Origin of the sequence: Acinetobacter sp. CIP 64.2 (genome assembly GCF_000369645.1) — a bacterium.
In the GTDB taxonomy this organism is placed as follows: domain Bacteria; phylum Pseudomonadota; class Gammaproteobacteria; order Pseudomonadales; family Moraxellaceae; genus Acinetobacter.
Genome location: NZ_KB850121.1, coordinates 484,049 through 504,458, shown reverse-complemented (window position 1 = coordinate 504,458; position 20,410 = coordinate 484,049). Strand labels below are relative to the sequence as shown.

Sequence of the window (20,410 nt, the reverse complement as noted above, 5' to 3'; positions counted from 1 at the left end):
GAACTTAATTTCTAAACTCACTTGCCGCCCGTTCCTTTGCCCATTCCCTTAAAATAAATTTCTGCAATTTTCCTGTCGCAGTCTTGGGAATCTCAGTAATTACCACATCTTTGGGAACTTTGAAGCGAGCCAGTTCTTGCTGGCAATGCGCAATGAGCTCTTCGGCAGAGGCGGATGTACCCTGTTTCAGTTCAATGAAAGCACAAGGTACTTCTTGCCAGCGCGCATCCGGTTTAGCAACGACTGCTGCTGTAAGTACTGCTGGGTGGCGGTAAAGCACATCTTCGACTTCGAGCGATGAAATATTTTCGCCACCTGAAATAATAATATCTTTGGAGCGATCAGTAATTTTGGCATAACCATCCGCATGGCTCACGGCTAAATCACCTGTATGAAACCATCCTCCTTTAAAGGCCTCTGCTGTGGCTTGCGGATTCTTTAAATAGCCTTTCATGACGATATTGCCGCGGAACATGATTTCGCCCATGGTTTGTCCATCATTGGGAACAGGTTGCATGGTTTCTGGATCAAGTACCCGCATACTATCCTGTAGCGGATAAGGCACGCCTTGACGAGAGTGGAGTTGCGCCTGTTCCTGAATGGATAAATCACTCCAACCAGCTTGAGAAGCACATAGTGCGGAAGGGCCATAAGTCTCGGTTAAGCCATAGACATGATTGACGTTAATGCCAATATTGTGCATGCCCTCAATGATCGCTACAGGTGGTGCAGCACCAGCCACCATGACTTCGACGTGATGCTCAAAAGCAGTTCTCTGTTCGTTTGGCGTGTTGATCAGCATGGACAATACTATCGGCGCACCACAGAAATAATCGACTTTATGTGCTGCAATATATTTAAAAATCAGGGTTGGATCGACGCGACGCAAACATATATTGGTGCCACCACTGGCGGCAATTGACCAGGCAAAGCACCAACCATTGCAATGAAATAGTGGTAAGGTCCAAAGGTATGTAGCACGAGGTTTCATGCCACAAGCCAAGATATTACTGGCCGCATTCAGATAAGCGCCACGATGGTGATAAACCACACCTTTAGGATTGCCTGTGGTACCAGACGTATAGTTGAGACTAATCGCATCCCATTCATCTTGTGGTAATAGCCATTCAAATTCAGGGTCGCCTTGAGCGAGCCATGACTCATATTCATACTGTCCAAGCGCAATCTGTTCCCCGTCAAACTCAGCATCAAAGACATCAATCACGATGATGTCTTGAGGGATCAGCGTGAGTACTTCTGCTGCAACTTGGCGAAACTCGGGATCAACCAGCAGGACTTTGGCTTCTGCATGTTCAAGCATAAAGGCAATGGATTTGGCATCGAGGCGGGTGTTTAAGGTATTCAATACGGCACCTGCCATGGGTACAGCAAAATGTGCTTCAATCATGGCGGGGATGTTGGGTAAGAGCACAGAAACGGTGTCGTTCTTTTGGATGCCCAAACGTATTAATTGGTGTGCAAATTGCCGACAACGCTGATACGTCTGTTGCCAAGTAATGTGACGATCAGCATGAATAATCGCCGCTTGCTGTGGATAAATGTAAGCTGCGCGCTCTAAATAACGTAGCGGAGACAAGGCCACAAAATTGGCGGGGGTCTTCGGTAATTCATCATATGCACTGACCATGTGTATTGTTTCCTTTCTGTTCTTTTCATTTATAACTAAACTATTCTGTCATCGAGTCTAAAGCATTTAGGCTTTAGTCGGAGATGAATCTAGACTGATCTTGGGTTTTTCTAGTTCAGAGGTTTCATCCACAGCTAAACCCGTGTAAAATCTTGGATACTTTTTTATCCGCCGTTTTTTATCTTTTGAGGCCGCGCCTCAATACATAATCTCGCGGTGATATGCTCCTTCGTATAGGGCATCACTCCTTAAGGATTTTATTATGCCAATCATTACTTTACCAAATGGTGATCAGAAACAGTTTGATCATCCGATTTCCGTGATGGAACTTGCTCAAAGCATTGGTCCGGGTCTTGCAAAAAATACAGTTGCTGGCCGTATCAATGATCGCTTGGTGGATGCTTGTGATTTAATCACAGAAGATGCAACAGTTCAGATTATTACCCCTAAAGATGAAGAAGGTTTAGAAATCATTCGTCACTCTTGTGCGCACTTGGTTGGACATGCGGTTAAGCAATTGTTCCCAGAAGCGAAAATGGTGATCGGTCCGGTGATCGAAGAAGGTTTCTACTACGACATCTGGATGCCACGTCCATTTACTTTGGATGATATGGCTGCAGTTGAAGAGCGCATGAAAAAGCTCATCGACCAAGATTATGATGTCATCAAAAAGATGACTCCACGTGATGAAGTGATTGCAGAATTCACAGCACGTGGCGAAGAATACAAATTACGCTTGATTGCAGACATGCCGAACGAAACACAAATGGGCTTGTACTACCATCAAGATTATTTGGATATGTGCCGTGGTCCGCACGTACCCAACACTAAATTCTTAAAATCATTCAAACTCACTAAAATCTCTGGTGCTTACTGGCGTGGTGATGCGAAGAATGAACAGCTACAGCGTATTTATGGGACTGCTTGGGCGGACAAAAAGCAGTTAGCTGCTTATATCAAACGTATTGAAGAAGCTGAAAAGCGTGACCACCGTAAAATTGGTAAAGCTTTAGACCTGTTCCATATGCAAGAAGAAGCACCGGGTATGGTGTTCTGGCATCCGAACGGCTGGACCATTTACCAAGTGCTTGAACAATACATGCGTAAAGTTCAGCAAGACAATGGTTACCAAGAAATCAAGACACCACAAATTGTAGACTTCACCTTGTGGGAAAAGTCTGGACATGCGGCGAACTATGCTGAAAACATGTTCACGACCCATTCAGAAAGCCGTAACTATGCAGTGAAGCCAATGAACTGCCCATGTCACGTGCAAGTGTTTAACCAAGGTTTGAAATCTTACCGTGATTTACCAATTCGCTTGGCGGAGTTTGGTTCTTGTCACCGTAATGAACCATCAGGTTCTTTACATGGCATTATGCGTGTTCGTGGCTTTACTCAAGATGATGCGCACATTTTCTGTACCAAAGAACAGATTGGTAAAGAAGTGGCTGACTTTATTAAACTGACTTTAGATGTTTATAAAGACTTCGGCTTTGAAGAAGTACAGATGAAATTATCTACACGTCCAGAAAAACGTGTGGGGGATGATGCACTTTGGGACTTGGCTGAAAAATCTTTGGCAGATGCTTTGGATGATGCAGGCTTGGCTTGGGACTTGCAACCAGGTGAAGGCGCATTCTATGGCCCGAAAATTGAATTCTCATTGAAAGACTGCTTAGGCCGTATCTGGCAGTGCGGTACAATCCAGTGTGACTTCAACTTACCAATCCGTTTAGATGCATCTTATGTCACTGAGGACAATGATCGTGATCAGCCAGTCATGTTGCATCGTGCAATTCTTGGCAGTTTCGAGCGTTTTATTGGTATACTAATTGAACACTATGCGGGTTTCATGCCACCTTGGCTTGCACCAATCCAAGCTTGTGTGATGAATATTACCGATTCACAAGCGGAAGCAAGTGAACAAGTGGTCGCAAAACTCAAAGAAAATGGTCTTCGTGCTATTTCTGACTTGAGAAATGAAAAGATCGGATTTAAGATTCGTGAGCGTACCCTAGAGCGTATTCCTTACCTTCTGGTTCTTGGTGATCGGGAAGTTGAAGAAGGTACAGTTAATGTGCGTACTCGCTCAGGAAAAAATTTAGGTACTATGTCAGTAGATGCATTTATTGACTTAGTGAAATCTGCCGTTGCCGAACGTGGCCGGTACATCGTGGAGTAATAAAGATTAAACAGCCTGACCGTAACCAACAACAAGGTGCTAAAAGTAACCGTCCTGCAATTAACGATGAGATCCGTGCGAAAGAAGTACGCCTCGTCGCTGCAGATGGGGAACAAAAAGGTGTTGTTTCATTAAATGAAGCATTGCGTGCTGCAGAAGAAGCTAATCTTGACCTTGTTGAGATTGTGGCAAATGCAGAACCTCCTGTTTGTAAGATCATGGACTACAACAAGCACTTATTTGACTTGAAACAGAAGCAAAAAGATGCGAAGAAAAAACAGCATCAAGTGCAAGTGAAAGAAATCAAGTTACGTCCAGCGACGGACGTAGGTGATTACCAAGTAAAATTGCGTGCAATTTTACGTTTCCTTGAAGAAGGAAATAAGGTGAAAATCACTTTGCGTTTCCGTGGTCGTGAGATGGCACACCAACAGCTTGGTTTAGCTCAATTACAAAAAATTGAAGCTGACGTTGCTGAGTTTGGTGTTGTTGAACAAGCGCCGAAGATGGAAGGCCGTCAGATGGGCATGTTGCTTGGTCCGAAAAAGAAAAAGTAATTTTTTCTTAGAAAAAGCACCGCAATAGGCGGTGCTTTTTTATGTCTAAAATCATAGGTTGTTTTATTAAAAAAATGTTAAGCATCATTTGGTATAATGAAAACAGACAAGGCTTGCATTGCCGGATAATTACACTATTTCAAAATAGGAAAAATACATGCCGATAATCACCGGTACTGAACAACTTTCTGAAATTAATCAAAAAGTAGTACAAGATGGCGAGGTTCTGCCTCAGGTTAAACTTAAAGATGGCAGTCGTGTTCAAACAGGGACAGTTGCCACTATGCTGCATAATATTAATCTCTATAATGCAGGCGTTCGCGGCACTGTGGAAGAAGAGTTAACCTTGGCTGTACCCACCTTATTCAAAGTCGGTATGTTTGATTTATTTTCTGTTGATGAATGGATCAATGGCAGCAATGCAGGTCGTAAATTTGTCGGTGAAAAGGCCAAGGAGTTTTTGCAAAGCCAAGTTTAAATTTCCAAACATTGTCTTTGAAAACACGGCTTTATTGTTTCTTTTCGTGCTTATTTGCTGATCAGTAAGTGGAAAGTGTGCTATAACGCAAAAAACAGTCAAGATAATGATGAACAGGACAATATAAATGATTGACTTATATTATTGGGGGACACCCAATGGGCATAAAATAACAATTGCCTTAGAGGAAATGGGACTCGACTATCAGATTTTCCCAATTAATATTTTAGAAAACGATCAGTTTCAACCTGATTTTCTTAGAATCTCTCCAAATAATAAAATTCCAGCCATTGTTGATCAAAATGGCCCACGAGGCGAGCCGATTTCAGTGTTTGAGTCTGGTGCGATCTTACAATATTTAGGTCGAAAAACCGGCCTGTTCTATCCAACAGATGAACAAGAGCGTGTTGAGGTGGAACAATGGTTGATGTGGCAAATGGGCGGTTTTGGTCCAATGCTGGGACAAAATCATCATTTCAATAAATTTGCACCCGAACGGATTCCTTATGCCATTGAGCGATATATTAATGAAACCAAACGCCTGTACACTGTTTTAAATAAGCAATTGATTGGGCAAAAATTTGTGGCAGGTGAATACTCCATTGCCGATATGGCAATCTTGCCTTGGGCATTACGTTACGAGTGGCAAGGTATTCAACTTGAGGACTATCCTTATGTGAAAGACTACATTGAACGTCTTACAGCTCGTCCTGCGATACAAAAAGCCTTATCGATCAAAGTGGGATGAGCCTGAATCAAAAGGCTGGATGGCGTTCTATTTCAAACATTGGGTGATTGCGATGGGATTGTTGTTGCTCACAGCAATCCTTTGTGCTCAGTTGCAAAAGCTCTATTCAGAGAGTCATTTAGTGGTTTTGGTATTTGCTTTTATTACTGTTTTAGGGCTCTTATTTTCTACACTTTTTGCTTGGTTGCAGCTTGAAACTGGAAACTTATATTTAAGTACAGCGGTGTTTGTTGGATTTTTAAATGTATATCTAGTGTTATACATTTATCTTGATCTTACCGTGTCTATTGACTGGGCAGCAGTCTCTGCGGGTGAAATACAGCTGACTTGGTACCAAAAAAATGTCAGGTCTGATCTGACCTTTTGGATCGGATTTCTTTTTCCATTCATTTTTTCAGTTATGTATTTTTCTATTCGATCTAAAAAAGCGAAAACTAAAAATTAATTTTTGGCAAAACCCTATCTTTATGGCTGTCAGCAGGGCAGTTTTATAATTGTGTAAGTTTTCATCTGCTCTGCGCATGTTCAAGCTACGATGTTTTAAGTTCAAAAAAGATAACGTATCATGCAAACTCAAATATCCGCCCTTTATTTAAAAAAGCTTGGTTTTAAAGGCGAATTTTTACCGACCTTGGATCATCTTAAGACCTTGTTAAACCTGCATGTGCAAACCATTCCTTTTGGCAATTTTTCCTCTTTTCTTGGAGAGGAGGTCTCCTTAGAACCCAATCAACTTGCTCAGAAATTATTGCTTGATGGACGCGAAGGCTATTGCCTTGAACAGAGTAGCTTGACCAGAATTGCACTGACTGAATTGGGCTATGAAGCCTATAACGTACTGGGGCGGGTCTATTATCAGAGTACGCCGATCACTACACCTGTGCGTACGCATTTGGTCACAGTGGTCCGTATCAATCAGCAATTGTTCTTATATGATCCAGGATTTGGCGGGATGACGCCAACAACGACCTTGTCTCTTGATCAAATTGGTGAAACACAGCAGACGCCATTAGAACCCTTTAGATGGGTAGATGTCGAGCAGAGCGGTTTGGATCATTCGGTATTAACCGAGATGCAATATATGCTGCAAGTTTATCTTCAAGATCAGTGGGTGAATGTCTATGCAATTAATCCGACACAGCAAATTGCAGATGCGGATGCCTTTGTTGCCAATTGGTATATTTCGACCTCGCCTGAATCGTTGTTTACCCAACATTTAATGTTGTTTACAGCCAACACCACTGCACGTACGACGCTCAAAGATGGTGTACTTCGAATTCATGGCAAAGGACAATCTGATAAAAAAGAGTTATCCACTTTTGAAGCGTTTGAGGATGTGATTAAAACCGTATTTCGAATGAATATTTCGCAACAGCAGCTAAAAGCAGCTTGGGCAAAATTAAGCTTGAATCTATAGTGTTCACACGATATGGTCTGCGCTTGATGATGTGCTGATCTTAGTTTGAGTAAAACCTGTTTTGATGTCCTATTTTTTATTATTTCTCTCAGCCTTTGGCGCTGCGACCTTATTGCCGTTACAGTCTGAAGCGGTATTAATGGCATTATTGGTACAAGGACTTTCAAATCCTTTTTATCTAATTTTAGTTGCGACCATTGGTAATGTCTTAGGTTCTTGTGTGAATTGGTGGCTTGGACTGAAAATCGAGCATTTTAAAGATAAAAAATGGTTTCCAGTTTCAGAACAGCGGTTGTTACAAGCACAACAGATTTATCATAAATATGGTTTTTATTCATTGCTACTGAGTTGGACGCCCGTGATTGGTGATCCCATTACCTTGATTGCTGGGTTGATGAAAGAAAACTTTTGGCGATTCTTGTTGATTGTCACAATCGCCAAAGGTGGGCGATATCTCACCTTATACGCACTCTATTTAGGAATCTTTTAAAAAGGGAAAGATGTGATGCTTTCCCTTTCAGTTTATTGATTATTGCCTTTAGTGATGTCAACTTTGAATAAGTCACTGGTTTTAAACCAGCAGTAACTCACCACCGCCAGTGTGATACAACCGCCAAGAATGGTTGCGGTGATGGTGCCAAGATATTTAGCTGCGAGACCTGATTCAAAAGCACCCAGTTCATTGCTTGAAGATACAAACATTCCGTTTACTGCTGCGACACGGCCTCGCATATTTTCGGGTGGGAAAATTTGCAATACAGTTTGACGAACTACGACGGAAACACTGTCACAAGCCCCTGTCATGGCTAGGGCAAATAGTGATAGCCATATATTGTTCGAGAAGGCGAACAGAATGGTAAAAAGACCAAAGCCCGCGACGGCCAATAGCATATTGCGCCATGCATGATGCATTGGCGGGAACTTGGTCAGCACGATCATGGTGATTAGTGCACCAATCGATGGCGCAGCACGTAAATAGCCAAGACCTTCAGGACCCACCTTTAAAATTTCTTCAGCAAAAATCGGCAAAAGGGCAATCACGCCACCAAATAGAACGGAAACGAGATCCAGTGAAATAGCCCACAGAACAATCTTGGTTTTCCAGATAAAGCGGAAACCATCGGTCAGGCTTTGTAGGACATTCTCAGTTTCCATTTTGGGGAAAGTACGATTCTGTAAGCAATTAATCAAAATAAAACAGACCGCCAATAAGATCGATACGGCAAAGAGACTGTTTTCTCGGCCAAGAACGGCCAGCATAAAACCACCTAACATTGGCCCAATAATGACACCACTTTGCCAGCCAATCGTGGTCCAAGTGGCACCATTGGCATACAGTTCACGTGGAATCAAAAAAGGTTTCAGTGAGGTCGCAGATGGATTGTAAAATCCCCGAATGGTGCCTAAGGCAAAGATGACGGCATAGATACCCCAAGACAGCGTGCTAATGCCAATTTTTTCTAAACCATATAAATGGAATAAGCCCCAAAGCACCAAAGGCAAAGGAATGGAAAAGAATAAACAGACTTTCATAATGCTTTGCTTATTCAGCTTATCGGCAAAATATCCCCCCCATAAGGACAGGGTGATGAAGGGAATCGCTTCGGCCAGACCAATGAAACCCAGCGTAAGTGGGTCACGCGTGATTTGATAGAGTGAATACGCCACGATAATTTCCTGAATCAAGATCGCCAGCGTTAAGCAAAATTGATTGAGGGTGACGATAGAGAAATCCCGATAGCGCAAGGCGGCGAAAGCGTCATTCTGTATATTCATATGGATAGAGATTTAACAATTTGTATTTATTATAGGCGCTGATTTTGTGCATGTTTCTCATCGTTTAAGAATTAATTATGGGAAATAACGTTTGCTGAAAACAGCGCTATTTCTGTCAAAAAATGAGCATTTTGCTTTTGTTTTGAGTAGAGATACTATATGATACTGCCTTCCTTACCTGCAGGTTGATTTGCAATAGTGCAAACGTGCCGAACAGGTGCCCAAAAGAGGTTACTATGGCTAAGTTAAAAACTCGCCGTGGTGCAGCTAAACGCTTTAAAGCGACTGCAAACGGTTTCAAGCGCAAACAAGCATTCAAGCGCCACATTTTGACCAAAAAATCTGCTAAGCGTATCCGTCAATTGCGCGGTTGTGTAATGGTTCACGTAAGTGACGTTGCATCAGTTCGTGCTATGTGCCCATACATCTAAGGAGATTATAAATGGCTCGTGTAAAACGTGGTGTAGTGGCTCATCGCCGTCACAAAAAAATTCTTGCTCGCGCTAAAGGTTACTATGGTGCTCGTTCACGCGTTTATCGCGTAGCGTTCCAAGCGGTAATCAAAGCTGGTCAATACGCTTACCGTGACCGCCGTCAAAAGAAACGTCAATTCCGTGCTTTATGGATTGCGCGTATCAATGCTGGTGCTCGTCAAAACGGTTTGTCATACAGCCGTATGATCGATGGCTTGAAAAAAGCTCAAGTGATCATCGACCGTCGCGTATTAGCTGACATCGCTATGCATGATGCAGTTGCATTTGCTGCTTTAGCTGAAAAAGCTAAAGGCGCATTAGCTGCATAAGCTTAGAGATTCAAAGAAGGCCGCTTTTTAGCGGTCTTTTTTATTTTTAGGATATTGGATTTTCAATAATAGATAATAATCAGAGATAGATGATGCAAGACGAACAATTTTTAAATGATTTAATTCAACACGTCCAACAAGGGCGTCAATTTAAATATTTATATTTCTGGGGACATACCCCAAAGCAAAACCATCATGTGGATAAAAGTTGTTTTAGCCAGTGGTTTCCATCGCCATTTAAACAGGATGGCGTTGAATATCTCACGGCTGAACATTATATGATGGCGCAAAAAGCTAAACTCTTTAATGATGATGAGATATTTGATCGGATTTTGAAGGTCACACATCCAAATGAAGCAAAACAGCTCGGTCGTAAAGTACAACACTATGATGAACAGCTGTGGCAGCAAAAACGTTTTGAAATCGTGGTACAGGCAAATTTGGCCAAATTCTCACAATATCCAGAATTAAGCGATTTCTTACTTGCCACACATGATCGTATTTTGGTTGAAGCATCGCCTGTTGATAAGGTTTGGGGAATTGGTCTGGCACAAGATCACCAGCAGATCCAAGATCCGAGCCAATGGCAGGGGCTAAACTTACTTGGTTTTGCACTCATGCAGGTTCGTGTCCAGCTTTCAACTTTGTAGTATTTAGCTGATCTAGGAGTAATTATGCGCAGACAATATCACTTTAGAGCAGTGGGTAAGGATACTTATATCTGGGATGTACATCATTTGCTGAAGTTAACCCAAAACTTGATGCCTAAGAAGGTTTTATTGGCTGATATTCAAGAGTTAAACGAAGCCTATTGGTTTCCAGATCAATACCCAACAAATCATTGAGCACTTTCAATTGATTCAAGACGCTGATCTAAGATATCTGATTATCTTGTGTGCACAAGGGCGCGTCATGGATGGAATGCATCGTGTGGCTAAAGCCAGTTTACTTCAACAAAAAGATATTCTCGCCGTACAATTTGAGCAAACGCCTGAGCCTGATTTTATCAATGTGAATCAAGATGACTTGGATTATGAGGATTAAATCAATCTCTTGATTGACTTGAAGATTACATAACCCAAACAGGTTCGATTAGACTTTTGCACTGGAATCTTTTTACAGTAGAGAAAACAACATCAGGATAAAAACATGTTAGTGAGCGTAGAAGGGTTACAGCAAGGCGCATTTGAAACTGAACTGAGTATCGTCCCAAGAAAGGGTGAAACCATCCGAATTTTTTATGGGCCAGATGCTGAAGTTGAGGGCGAAATTGCAAATGTGCATCACATTGTCAATCAGCATGATGGTGGGCATAAAGTCATTATAACAATTCGACCGACATTCTAATTCGATAAAAGAAAAAACCTAGATAATATGATCTAGGTTTTTTCTTTTACAGGGTGATTACAGACCAAAATAATAAGCAAGCAGACAGATAATCACAGTCAAGATAATCAGTTTAATCACACCTGATGCACCCACTTTATGATGCTGGGCTTTATCTGATTGATGCTGTATTTCCATGGTTCGATCAATGATTTCAGGTTCTTCCGCTGTCAATTGAGCCGTCTGGTAATGATTTGCTATTTTCACAATCAGCTTGGCAAATAAATCATCGGTCTTCTGTGAAAAATTACGTAAATTGATTTGTTCTTCAGGACTCATCAATTCACCTGTCGCATGATAAGGATGTTGTCTTTGTTGTTGCAAATAATCAGCCAAAGCTTGGGTTCGATGTAACAGGCGATGTGCACAATCTGCTGGATAATCGGTTGGAATTAAGGCAAGTTGCTGGTTTGGTGTACTGATCGAATCAAATTCATAGCCATAGAAAGGAAGGTCTTGTTGTTCCGGTTCTGAGAAATGTTCTGCGTATTTGCTGTCAAACAGTTCTTTCTCCAAAAAAATAGCAACCTGATTCCAATTGACCTTCTGTAAGTCGGTATCAATTTTTTTAGCGAATTTATCATTCAACTCATAGCGCCACAATACTTCTTGGCGGAGTGTGATTTGTTGTGATGAGGGAGCATCAAAGACTTGATCACTGTTATCCCATTCAGCCAGTTCTTGTCCACAAATCCACGCGGTTTTTTTATTGCCTTGATGGCTTACGATAAAATGTGCAAAGGGGAGTAGCTCGACATTGGCATTGGGATTCTGCTCATCATTGAGTACGCTGGATAAATGTAGGCTGAGTTTTTTAACCCCCTGTTTTTTTAACCCTTCAAGCCAAATCTGAAAATGTTGTGCCAATAGATGTTGGGAGAGTAAATCCCTAAAGATCAGTCGATTTTGATTGAAAATTGGATGTTCAATCCAGCGACTAAAATTGAGTTCACCTGCGAGAAACTCATTGCCATAAGTCACTAGTGCAAGCTGTTGTTTCCAGATTTGATCAAGCGCCATCGTTATTCTTTCTCATTGACGATATCGTTATCTTATACATTTTATTCAATTATTGAGCATTTTTTTACGAAAATTTAAAGGATTAATTGGGGGATCTGGCGATTTTATCTTCAGATTGCTGATTGAAAAAGGATGTTATTTAAACAGTGGTTTATCTTCATAAAATAGGTAAAAAGCTGATAAACTATAGCGTTTTATTATATTTCTATATTTTGTTGCTTTGAGAGTTACTATGTCACTGGAAGCCCTGACCACTGAAGCGCTTGCTGCCATTGCAGCGGCTCAAGACCTTGCTGCACTCGATCAAGTCCGTGTGCAATTTACAGGGAAGAAAAGCCAGCTTGCAGAGCAGTCGAAAGCACTTGGAAAAATGGATCCTGAAGAGCGAAAAGTACAAGGTGCTGCGATTCATGCTGTGCGTGAAGCAATCAATACAGCTTTGACTGAGCGTCAACAGACATTACAACAAGCTGAACTTGCAAAAAAACTGGCAAGTGAAACCATTGATATTACTTTACCAGGTCGCGGTCAGCGCATGGGAAGTATTCATCCTGTTACTCAGGTACAAGAGCGTATTTGCCAATTCTTTACCAAAGCAGGTTTCCAAGTAGCACACGGTCCAGAAGTTGAAGATGACTATCACAACTTTGAAGCCCTAAATATTCCTGGGCATCACCCAGCACGTGCCATGCACGACACCTTTTACTTTGACGCAACTCATCTGCTACGTACCCATACTTCGGGTGTGCAAATCCGAACCATGGAAACTAGCCAGCCGCCGATCCGTATCGTGTGTCCGGGGCGTGTTTATCGTTGTGACTCGGATCAAACCCATTCGCCAATGTTCCATCAGATCGAAGGGTTGTATGTTGCTGAAAATACCAGTTTTGCTGAGTTAAAGGGTTTGTTGATTAACTTGCTCAATGAATTCTTTGAAAAAGATTTAAAAGTACGTTTCCGTCCATCTTACTTCCCATTCACTGAGCCAAGCGCTGAGGTGGATATCATGGATGAACGTGGTCGTTGGTTAGAGGTTTTAGGCTGTGGCATGGTACATCCAAATGTACTGCGTGCTGCAGGAATTGATCCTGATAAATACAAAGGCTTTGCCTTTGGTCTAGGGGTAGAGCGTTTTGCAATGTTGCGTTATGGCATCAATGATTTGCGTATGTTCTACCAAAATGATGTGCGTTTCTTACGCCAGTTTGCCTAAACAGTTTTTCAGGATTAAAGAAGGTTTATACACATGAAAATTAGTGAAAATTGGTTGCGCAACTGGGTGAACCCAGCCATTGATAGCGATACATTGTCTGATCAATTGACCATGTTGGGTTTGGAAGTCGATGAATTAGCGCCTGTTGCAAAACCATTTACGGGTGTAGTTGTCGGTGAAGTGCTCACAGTTGAACAACACCCAGATGCAGATCGTTTACGTGTGACTACGATTAATATCGGTTCAGGTGAACCCTTACAGATCGTATGTGGTGCGCCAAATGTTCGTGTGGGCATGAAAGCCCCTGTTGCGACGATTGGTGCAGTACTGCCAGGTGATTTTAAAATTAAAAAAGGCAAGTTACGTGGTGTTGAATCACAAGGCATGCTTTGCGGTGCTTCGGAAATTGATTTAGAAGACAAAATTGATGGATTGCTCGAGTTACCTGCTGATGCACCGGTAGGAATGAATATTCGTGAATACTTAAAACTTGATGACAATGTGATTGACATCAGTATTACGCCAAACCGTGGTGATTGTTTTAGTATTCGTGGTATTGCCCGTGAAATCGCAGTCATTAACCAGCTTGAACTGAATGAACCGAAGATTCAAGCCATTCCAGAGACCATCGCGGATGAGAAAGCGGTGAACATCAGCACAGAGGGTACGCCTCGTTATTTAGGTCGTATCGTTAAGAATGTGAATGTGAAAGCGCCGACACCTGAATGGATGGAACAAGCATTGTCACGTTCAGGCATTCGCACGCATAGTATTTTGGTCGATATTACCAACTATGTATTGCTTGAACTTGGTCAACCGATGCATGCCTTTGACTTGGCCAAAATCGACGGTTCAATTCAAGTGCGCCAAGCACAGCCACAAGAAAAATTGACCTTGCTTAATGATCAAGAAGTTGAATTGCAAGATGACATGATGGTCATTGCAGATGATCAGAAGTTATTGGCCATTGCAGGGATCATGGGTGGGCTGGATTCATCAGTAACCGATGAAACTCAAGATATCTTCCTTGAAAGCGCATTCTTTGCACCTTTAGCCATTGCAGGTCGTGCACGTCGTTTCGGTTTGCATACTGACTCATCTCAGCGCTATGAGCGTGGTGTGGACTTTGAGTTGCCAATGAGCGCAATGCATCGTGCTTCTGAGTTGATTCAAGCCTTTGCAGGTGGTGAGTTTGGTCCAATTACAGTTGCTGAGCAAGTTGCTTTATTGCCAAAGCGTGAAGCGATTGCACTAAAACAAGCACAAGTAGACCAGTTGTTGGGTTATCAAGTGGCGGGCGATTTTATTGCTGATGCGTTAACACGTTTGGGCTGTGTGGTTGAAAGTAAAGCACAAGGTGAATGGAGCGTCGTTCCGCCATCACATCGCTATGATATGGCAATCTATCAAGATCTGATTGAAGAAGTGGCGCGTATTCACGGCTATGACAATATTCAAATCAGTTTGCCAAAAATTGATGTGAAACTGGAAAAGTATCAAGACCGTTTTGAAATTGCACAATTGCGTCAAACTGCGGTGACACTAGGTTACCAAGAAGCCATTAGCTTTAGTTTTGCTGATGCCAAGCTTGAAAAGCAATTGAATCCAAATGTACATCCATTAATGCTGGCTAATCCAATTTCAAGTGATTTGGCCGCAATGCGCAGTACCTTGTTATCAAGCCTGATCCCATGTGTGCAGTACAATTTAAACCGCCAGCAACAGCGTGTACGTTTCTTTGAGCTTGGTCTGCGTTTTGATTATCAAAATGCACAAAGCATCCATGACCTGAAACAGATTCCAACCTTGGCATTGATCGCTGTTGGCTCACGTACACCAGAGTCTTGGCATGCGAAGCCGCAGGCAATGGATTTCTTTGATTTCAAAGGTGAGGTTGAGGAGATTTTGGCTGCAGGACGTATCGGTGCTGAGTTTGTTCGTACGGAACGTGCTTGGTTACATCCGGGTCAATCTGCTGAAATTTTAGTGAATGGACAGTCGATTGGTTATCTTGGTCGCTTACATCCTTCACTGGAAAGTGAGCTGGATTTGGGTATAACTTGGGTAGCTGAGCTGGATCAGCAGGCAGTTTTGCAATCTTATGTATCTAATTTTACAGAATTATCACGTTTTCCATCGGTTAGACGTGATATTGCGCTTTTAATCTCTGATAATATTGAGGTAAGAGATATTCAGCGGTTAATTGAGCAGACTGGTGGTGAGTTACTCGACTCAACATGGTTGTTCGATGTGTATACGGGGCAAGGGGTTGAACAAGGCAAACGCTCTTTAGCTTTTGCAGTGCTCTGGCAACATCCAACTCGTACGCTTGAAGATGCTGAAATTAAATCTGGTATGGATAACATTATTCAAGTGTTGGAAGACACTTACCAAGCGACATTGAGGGCCTCATGACAGCATTAACAAAAGCAGATATGGCGGACCATTTAAGTGAGCTTACTAGCTTAAATCGCCGCGAAGCAAAACAAATGGTCGAGCTATTCTTTGACGAAATCAGTCAGGCATTAATTGCTGGCGAACAAGTCAAACTTTCTGGCTTCGGTAATTTCGAATTACGTGATAAACGTGAACGTCCAGGGCGTAATCCAAAGACGGGTGAGGAAATTCCAATTTCTGCTCGTCGCGTGGTCACCTTCCGAGCGGGTCAGAAATTTAGACAGCGTGTTGGAAATGAGCAGATCGATTGATCTGCTTTTTTTATACTTGTATTTTTAGTTTTATTTTTTGGCCAAAAAATTAGACATAAAAAAAGAGAACCGTTAGGTTCTCTTTTTTATAATCTAAAATTAGATTATTGAGCAGCAGAAGCTTCAGCAGGAGCAGCTTCAGCAGCAACGTCAGAAGCAGCAGCTTCAGCAACGTCAGAAGCAGCAGCAGCAACGTCAGAAGCAGCAGCGTCAACAGCTTCTACAGCTTCAGATGCAGCTTGTACAGCTTCAGATGCAGCAGCAGTAGCGTCAGTAGCTGGAGCTTCTTCTTTCTTAGAGCAACCAACGAAAGCTAAAGTAGTAGCAATAGCAGCAACAACAGCGAATTTTTTGAATAACATGGCATCACTCTCATAAATTTGTGAGATTAAAAAAAACCTGAGTTAGTCTGTTTGTGCTTTTATTATTCCTAAACGCTTTAGGTAACAACGCAGGGAGCAGTCTAACTGGTCTGTCGCTATCGTATCAAAGCCATTCATGAATTACTACTGTTCTGTCCAACAAAACGACAAAAATGGGCAGAATTTGGCTATTTTTTGATAGAAAATAACTATGGATAGTAAAATATAAATCGGTAAATTATGTGTTTTGGGTAGGGCTTTAAAATTATTTTTATTTAAATCAATTGGATAGTGAAATAACGGAATTCCCATTATTCATGTAAAAATTCTGTAAGCGTGTCAACCAAATAAAAAAAGCTACCATTAAGGTAGCTTTTTTAGGCTGAAATTTAAGTCGATGCTTTCCGTTTCATCTGATCAAAGAAATCATCATTGGTTTTGGTTTCTTTCATTCGATCCAATAAGAATTCCATCGCAGCAAGTTCATCCATAGGATGGAGTAATTTACGTAAAATCCAAACTTTACGTAGATTTTCTTCACCCATTAAGCGCTCTTCGCGACGAGTACCTGATTTCTTGATGTTCATTGCAGGGAATACGCGTTTCTCAGCAATACGACGGTCAAGGGTAATTTCTTGGTTACCTGTACCTTTAAACTCCTCGTAGATGACATCATCCATCTTACTGCCCGTTTCAATCAGTGCAGTCGAGATGATCGTTAATGAACCGCCTTCTTCGATATTACGTGCAGCACCAAAGAAACGTTTTGGGCGCTCAAGGGCATGTGCATCGACACCACCAGTCAACACCTTACCTGATGAAGGAATCACGGTGTTGTAAGCACGGGCAAGGCGAGTAATCGAATCAAGTAAGATCACAACATCTTTTTTGTGTTCAACTAAACGTTTCGCTTTCTCAATCACCATCTCGGCAACTTGAACGTGGCGGGCAGGCGCTTCATCAAATGTTGATGCAACGACTTCACCACGGACAGTACGTTCCATTTCCGTGACTTCTTCAGGGCGTTCGTCAATTAAAAGCACAATTAAGAATACTTCAGGATTATTACGAACAATGGATTGCGCAATAGTTTGCAATAACATTGTTTTACCCGCTTTAGGTGGCGCAACAATAATCGAGCGTTGACCTTTACCAATTGGTGCAATCAGATCGACCACACGGGAAGTCAAGTCTTCAGTTGTACCATTACCGAGTTCCATGACCAATTGTTCAGTTGGAAATAGCGGTGTAAGGTTTTCAAATAAAATCTTATTACGTGAGTTTTCAGGTGTATCGTAGTTAATCTGGTTTACTTTTAATAAAGCAAAATAACGCTCACCTTCTTTTGGTGGACGAATGGTACCCGTAATGGTATCACCCGTACGCAGGTTAAAACGGCGAATCTGTGATGGGCTGACATAAATGTCATCTGGTCCCGCTAAATATGAACCAGCCGCAGAGCGTAAAAAGCCAAAACCATCAGAAAGAATTTCGAGAACACCATCACCAAAGATTTCTTCGCCATTCATGGCATGGCGTTTTAGAATGGCAAAAATAATATCTTGTTTACGGTTACGTGCCATGCCTTCAAGGCCCATAAACTCCGCAATTTTAATGAGTTCGCCAATGGGTTTTTTCTTGAGTTCAGTTAAGTTCATAAGTGGTCAGACAGAATGGAATAAGTGGAGGACTACGTTAGGGAAAGAATAAAAAATCGACCGCATACATACATGCTGAGGTAATTGTATTTACACAACCACGATTCAGTAGTCTGGTTCATTGTTTCAGAGAGATATGTGAAAACAATTGTTATTGCCGAGCGGCGATCTTATGTTTTGTGTCTTGTAAGAAGCGCAATGAAGTAGATTCCATTCAAAGCTTCTTGATCCAGAAATATAGAGGAAATCAAGCAAATTGTCAATTTTTACGAAAAAATACGCCATTTAAAAATAGCGTATTTCGTCTATTGACCATGTAACAATTGGATTAGATGTTTTGGTCAATGAAAGCTGCAAGCTTTGAACGTGGTGCTGCGCCAACTTGTTGAGCAACAACTTCACCATTTTTAAACATCAATAATGCTGGAATATTACGGATGTTATATTTTACAGCAGTATCTTCACATGCAGTCACGTCAACTTTAACGATTTTTACTTTACCTGCATATTCATTTGACAAGTCTTCAAGTACTGGTGCAATGGCTTTACATGGTGCACACCAGCCAGCCCAGAAATCAACAAGTACAGGAGTTTCAGCATCTAAAACATCTGCTTGGAAGTTTGCATCAGTTGTATTAACAATAGTCGCAGACATGAGGTTGCTCCAAATTTAAGGAATAAAGTGCGAATTTGATCATCATCACGATGAATATTACATTGCTACTTTACTCAATGTAAGGGTTTGTTCCGATTATTCAAGTTTGAAAATGAAAAGTCTAATGGATGCTCACGATGTTGATCATCGACTTCTACAATCATTTATGCACGAAAAGCAAAAATACGTGGCTTTTATTGATGAAAATGACTTTAAAATTGTAAGCATGTGAATTACTCTAATGCGTGAATTGAGCATGGGTTTATATGAATAATGTCTGATTTTCTGATTGATGAAGAATTACTTGCTGCGATTGATATGGGATCGAACAGTTTCCATCTGGCAATTGCTCGTGTTGATCACGGTGAAGTTAAGAAAGTTGCTTCAATGTCAGAAAAAGTACAGTTGGCTGCCGGGCTGGATGAAAATAAGAATTTAACAGAAGCTGCGCAACAACGTGGACTGGCATGTTTAGCACGTTTCGTTGGGCGTTTGAGTTCGGTACAACCGAATCGTTTACGTATCGTGGCAACCAATGCGTTAAGACAAGCAAAAAATGGTCACGAATTTATTCAGAAAGCGGCTGAAATTTTACCTAAACCAATAGAAATTATTGCGGGACGGGAAGAGGCACGTCTGATCTATCTTGGTGTTTCTCATACCATGGCGAATGGTGGGCGTCGCTTGGTAGTGGATATAGGCGGGGGTTCAACCGAGTTTATTATTGGTGAAGAGTTTGAACCCTTACATACCGAATCATTGCAGATGGGCTGTGTTGCTTATAGTAAAACCTATTTCCCGGATGGTGAAATTTCACTGAAGGCCTTTGATAAGGCTGTAGTTGCTGCGCGTAAAGAAATGTCTGCCATTGCCAATACCTATAAATCTGTAGGCTGGGATACCGTCGTCGGTTCAAGTGGAACGATTAAGGCCTGCCGTCAGATTGCGGTAAATCTTGGCTTAAGTGATGAGCAGGAAAATCTGACCCGTGATGGTTTATATAAATTAAAAGATCGATTGCTTAAATTTAAACATATTACTGAAATTGATTTTGAAGGTCTGCGAGAAGACCGTCGAGCAGTTTTGCCAGCTGGACTTGCAATTTTGTTTGCCATTTTCGAAGTTCTCGATATTGATAAATTGGCATATTCGGATGGTGCATTACGTGAAGGCGTGATGTATGACCTGCTAGGCCGTTTCAAGCATGAAGATATTCGTGATCGTAGTGTGCAAGCGTTGATGGGGCGCTATAACGCCGATCCAAAACAAGCAGAACGCGTAGTCAATACGGCACAGGAATTATTTGATGGGGTAGCAGATTCTTTAAAATTAACGACTGAAGACAGTGACTTACTGCGTCGTGCTGCTTATTTACATGAAATTGGATTAGCGATCAGTCACGGTGGCTATCATCGTCATGGTGCTTATTTATTACAACATTCCGATATTCCTGGTTTTTCACAAATTGATCAAAATCACCTTTCACACTTGGTTTCTCATCATCGTCGTAAGCTACGTGCGGATGCAAAAAATGATGTTTTAAAGGTGGGCGGTAGCCATTTACTTTATCTTTGTTTATTGCTTCGTTTGGCTGTTTTGCTGAACCATAGTCGCAGTGATCAGATGCTTCCTGCCATTGAATTGAGTGTTGTAAATGATCAACAATGGCAACTCAGTGTTTCTGGCGATGCGAAACAATGGCCTTTATTGGTTGCAGACTTGCATGATGAGCAAGTGCAATTTAAACATTGGGACATTGAGTTAAATATCCAGTCAGACAAATTTGTTGATTAACAA

General features: G+C 41.7%; 21 protein-coding genes and 1 pseudogene. 16 read left to right on the top strand and 6 right to left on the bottom strand.

Going from position 1 to position 20,410, the window contains the following annotated elements; all coding sequences use genetic code 11:
* Positions 1–4: 4 nt before the first annotated feature.
* On the bottom strand, positions 5–1,648 hold the full coding sequence (locus tag F895_RS14020; RefSeq protein ID WP_005239646.1) for an acyl-CoA synthetase: 1,644 nt from the start codon (positions 1,646–1,648) through the stop codon (positions 5–7).
* Between the two features lie 262 nt (positions 1,649–1,910).
* On the opposite strand from F895_RS14020, the gene thrS reads away from it, so the two are divergent.
* The 7 genes from thrS to F895_RS14055 all read left to right on the top strand — a co-directional run bounded on the left by thrS (position 1,911) and on the right by F895_RS14055 (position 7,523).
* Entirely contained in the window at positions 1,911–3,833 is a 1,923-nt protein-coding gene (gene thrS / locus F895_RS14025) for a threonine--tRNA ligase (protein WP_005239645.1), read from the top strand.
* 5 nt (positions 3,834–3,838) lie between these two features.
* On the top strand, positions 3,839–4,390 hold the full coding sequence (gene infC / locus F895_RS14030; protein WP_079281829.1) for a translation initiation factor IF-3: 552 nt from the start codon (positions 3,839–3,841) through the stop codon (positions 4,388–4,390).
* A gap of 157 nt (positions 4,391–4,547) precedes the next feature.
* Complete coding sequence (locus F895_RS14035; protein ID WP_005239643.1) at positions 4,548–4,868, top strand: DUF7709 family protein; 321 nt, start codon at positions 4,548–4,550, stop codon at positions 4,866–4,868.
* A gap of 127 nt (positions 4,869–4,995) precedes the next feature.
* Complete coding sequence (locus F895_RS14040; RefSeq protein ID WP_005239641.1) at positions 4,996–5,616, top strand: glutathione S-transferase N-terminal domain-containing protein; 621 nt, start codon at positions 4,996–4,998, stop codon at positions 5,614–5,616.
* A 19-nt stretch (positions 5,617–5,635) separates the two neighbouring features.
* A complete protein-coding gene (locus F895_RS14045) occupies positions 5,636–6,061 on the top strand; it encodes a hypothetical protein (protein ID WP_005239631.1) in 426 nt (141 codons plus the stop codon).
* Between the two features lie 120 nt (positions 6,062–6,181).
* Positions 6,182–7,033 carry an arylamine N-acetyltransferase family protein gene (locus tag F895_RS14050; RefSeq protein WP_005239629.1) on the top strand — a complete coding sequence of 284 codons (852 nt, stop codon included), beginning with the start codon at positions 6,182–6,184 and terminating at the stop codon, positions 7,031–7,033.
* 64 nt (positions 7,034–7,097) lie between these two features.
* Entirely contained in the window at positions 7,098–7,523 is a 426-nt protein-coding gene (locus F895_RS14055) for a YqaA family protein (protein WP_005239627.1), read from the top strand.
* Between the two features lie 32 nt (positions 7,524–7,555).
* Here F895_RS14055 and F895_RS14060 read toward each other — a convergent pair whose 3' ends face one another.
* Positions 7,556–8,809 carry an MFS transporter gene (locus F895_RS14060; protein WP_005239624.1) on the bottom strand — a complete coding sequence of 418 codons (1,254 nt, stop codon included), beginning with the start codon at positions 8,807–8,809 and terminating at the stop codon, positions 7,556–7,558.
* A 236-nt stretch (positions 8,810–9,045) separates the two neighbouring features.
* Here F895_RS14060 and rpmI point away from each other — a divergent pair, with 236 nt between their 5' ends.
* The 5 genes and pseudogenes from rpmI to F895_RS14080 all read left to right on the top strand — a co-directional run bounded on the left by rpmI (position 9,046) and on the right by F895_RS14080 (position 10,958).
* The gene (gene rpmI, locus F895_RS14065) at positions 9,046–9,240 is read left to right on the top strand and encodes a 50S ribosomal protein L35 (protein WP_004637967.1); all 195 of its coding nucleotides are present in this window, start codon (positions 9,046–9,048) and stop codon (positions 9,238–9,240) included.
* Between the two features lie 11 nt (positions 9,241–9,251).
* Positions 9,252–9,611 (top strand): 50S ribosomal protein L20, encoded by a 360-nt coding sequence (gene rplT / locus F895_RS14070; RefSeq protein ID WP_000124858.1) that lies wholly within the window; start codon positions 9,252–9,254, stop codon positions 9,609–9,611.
* A 92-nt stretch (positions 9,612–9,703) separates the two neighbouring features.
* Complete coding sequence (locus tag F895_RS14075) at positions 9,704–10,261, top strand: NADAR family protein (protein ID WP_005239621.1); 558 nt, start codon at positions 9,704–9,706, stop codon at positions 10,259–10,261.
* A gap of 24 nt (positions 10,262–10,285) precedes the next feature.
* Positions 10,286–10,655: pseudogene (locus tag F895_RS0118835) on the top strand (hypothetical protein).
* A 105-nt stretch (positions 10,656–10,760) separates the two neighbouring features.
* Positions 10,761–10,958: a hypothetical protein gene (locus F895_RS14080; RefSeq protein WP_005239609.1), complete on the top strand. Its 198-nt coding sequence runs from the start codon at positions 10,761–10,763 to the stop codon at positions 10,956–10,958.
* 57 nt (positions 10,959–11,015) lie between these two features.
* On the opposite strand, the gene F895_RS14085 is transcribed toward F895_RS14080, so the two are convergent.
* Positions 11,016–12,017: a hypothetical protein gene (locus F895_RS14085; RefSeq protein WP_005239608.1), complete on the bottom strand. Its 1,002-nt coding sequence runs from the start codon at positions 12,015–12,017 to the stop codon at positions 11,016–11,018.
* Between the two features lie 232 nt (positions 12,018–12,249).
* On the opposite strand from F895_RS14085, the gene pheS reads away from it, so the two are divergent.
* From pheS to F895_RS14100, 3 genes are read left to right on the top strand one after another with little or no spacing between them, the layout of a single operon-like run.
* Entirely contained in the window at positions 12,250–13,230 is a 981-nt protein-coding gene (gene pheS / locus F895_RS14090; RefSeq protein WP_005239606.1) for a phenylalanine--tRNA ligase subunit alpha, read from the top strand.
* A 33-nt stretch (positions 13,231–13,263) separates the two neighbouring features.
* Positions 13,264–15,645, top strand: coding sequence for a phenylalanine--tRNA ligase subunit beta (gene pheT / locus F895_RS14095; RefSeq protein ID WP_005239604.1), 2,382 nt, complete (start codon positions 13,264–13,266; stop codon positions 15,643–15,645).
* A complete protein-coding gene (locus tag F895_RS14100; RefSeq protein WP_000126166.1) occupies positions 15,642–15,938 on the top strand; it encodes an integration host factor subunit alpha in 297 nt (98 codons plus the stop codon). The genes pheT and F895_RS14100 overlap by 4 nt, the downstream gene beginning before the upstream one ends.
* A 104-nt stretch (positions 15,939–16,042) precedes the next feature.
* Here F895_RS14100 and F895_RS14105 read toward each other — a convergent pair whose 3' ends face one another.
* The 3 genes from F895_RS14105 to trxA form a co-directional block, all read right to left on the bottom strand.
* Positions 16,043–16,300 (bottom strand): hypothetical protein, encoded by a 258-nt coding sequence (locus tag F895_RS14105; protein ID WP_005239601.1) that lies wholly within the window; start codon positions 16,298–16,300, stop codon positions 16,043–16,045.
* A 389-nt stretch (positions 16,301–16,689) separates the two neighbouring features.
* Complete coding sequence (gene rho, locus F895_RS14110; protein WP_004881796.1) at positions 16,690–17,958, bottom strand: transcription termination factor Rho; 1,269 nt, start codon at positions 17,956–17,958, stop codon at positions 16,690–16,692.
* Between the two features lie 328 nt (positions 17,959–18,286).
* Positions 18,287–18,613, bottom strand: coding sequence for a thioredoxin (gene trxA / locus F895_RS14115; protein WP_005239599.1), 327 nt, complete (start codon positions 18,611–18,613; stop codon positions 18,287–18,289).
* 273 nt (positions 18,614–18,886) lie between these two features.
* Between trxA and ppx the strand changes: the two genes are divergently transcribed.
* Positions 18,887–20,407 carry an exopolyphosphatase gene (gene ppx / locus F895_RS14120; protein WP_005239597.1) on the top strand — a complete coding sequence of 507 codons (1,521 nt, stop codon included), beginning with the start codon at positions 18,887–18,889 and terminating at the stop codon, positions 20,405–20,407.
* The last annotated feature ends 3 nt before the right edge of the window (positions 20,408–20,410 follow it).

Coding starts and splice junctions, on each gene's coding strand:
- F895_RS14020 (WP_005239646.1), bottom strand. CDS start 1,648: ATGGTCAGTGCATATGATGAATTACCGAAGACCCCCGCCAATTTTGTG.
- thrS (WP_005239645.1), top strand. CDS start 1,911: ATGCCAATCATTACTTTACCAAATGGTGATCAGAAACAGTTTGATCAT.
- F895_RS14035 (WP_005239643.1), top strand. CDS start 4,548: ATGCCGATAATCACCGGTACTGAACAACTTTCTGAAATTAATCAAAAA.
- F895_RS14040 (WP_005239641.1), top strand. CDS start 4,996: ATGATTGACTTATATTATTGGGGGACACCCAATGGGCATAAAATAACA.
- F895_RS14045 (WP_005239631.1), top strand. CDS start 5,636: ATGGCGTTCTATTTCAAACATTGGGTGATTGCGATGGGATTGTTGTTG.
- F895_RS14050 (WP_005239629.1), top strand. CDS start 6,182: ATGCAAACTCAAATATCCGCCCTTTATTTAAAAAAGCTTGGTTTTAAA.
- F895_RS14055 (WP_005239627.1), top strand. CDS start 7,098: ATGTCCTATTTTTTATTATTTCTCTCAGCCTTTGGCGCTGCGACCTTA.
- F895_RS14060 (WP_005239624.1), bottom strand. CDS start 8,809: ATGAATATACAGAATGACGCTTTCGCCGCCTTGCGCTATCGGGATTTC.
- rpmI (WP_004637967.1), top strand. CDS start 9,046: ATGGCTAAGTTAAAAACTCGCCGTGGTGCAGCTAAACGCTTTAAAGCG.
- rplT (WP_000124858.1), top strand. CDS start 9,252: ATGGCTCGTGTAAAACGTGGTGTAGTGGCTCATCGCCGTCACAAAAAA.
- F895_RS14075 (WP_005239621.1), top strand. CDS start 9,704: ATGCAAGACGAACAATTTTTAAATGATTTAATTCAACACGTCCAACAA.
- F895_RS14080 (WP_005239609.1), top strand. CDS start 10,761: ATGTTAGTGAGCGTAGAAGGGTTACAGCAAGGCGCATTTGAAACTGAA.
- F895_RS14085 (WP_005239608.1), bottom strand. CDS start 12,017: ATGGCGCTTGATCAAATCTGGAAACAACAGCTTGCACTAGTGACTTAT.
- pheS (WP_005239606.1), top strand. CDS start 12,250: ATGTCACTGGAAGCCCTGACCACTGAAGCGCTTGCTGCCATTGCAGCG.
- pheT (WP_005239604.1), top strand. CDS start 13,264: ATGAAAATTAGTGAAAATTGGTTGCGCAACTGGGTGAACCCAGCCATT.
- F895_RS14100 (WP_000126166.1), top strand. CDS start 15,642: ATGACAGCATTAACAAAAGCAGATATGGCGGACCATTTAAGTGAGCTT.
- F895_RS14105 (WP_005239601.1), bottom strand. CDS start 16,300: ATGTTATTCAAAAAATTCGCTGTTGTTGCTGCTATTGCTACTACTTTA.
- rho (WP_004881796.1), bottom strand. CDS start 17,958: ATGAACTTAACTGAACTCAAGAAAAAACCCATTGGCGAACTCATTAAA.
- trxA (WP_005239599.1), bottom strand. CDS start 18,613: ATGTCTGCGACTATTGTTAATACAACTGATGCAAACTTCCAAGCAGAT.
- ppx (WP_005239597.1), top strand. CDS start 18,887: ATGTCTGATTTTCTGATTGATGAAGAATTACTTGCTGCGATTGATATG.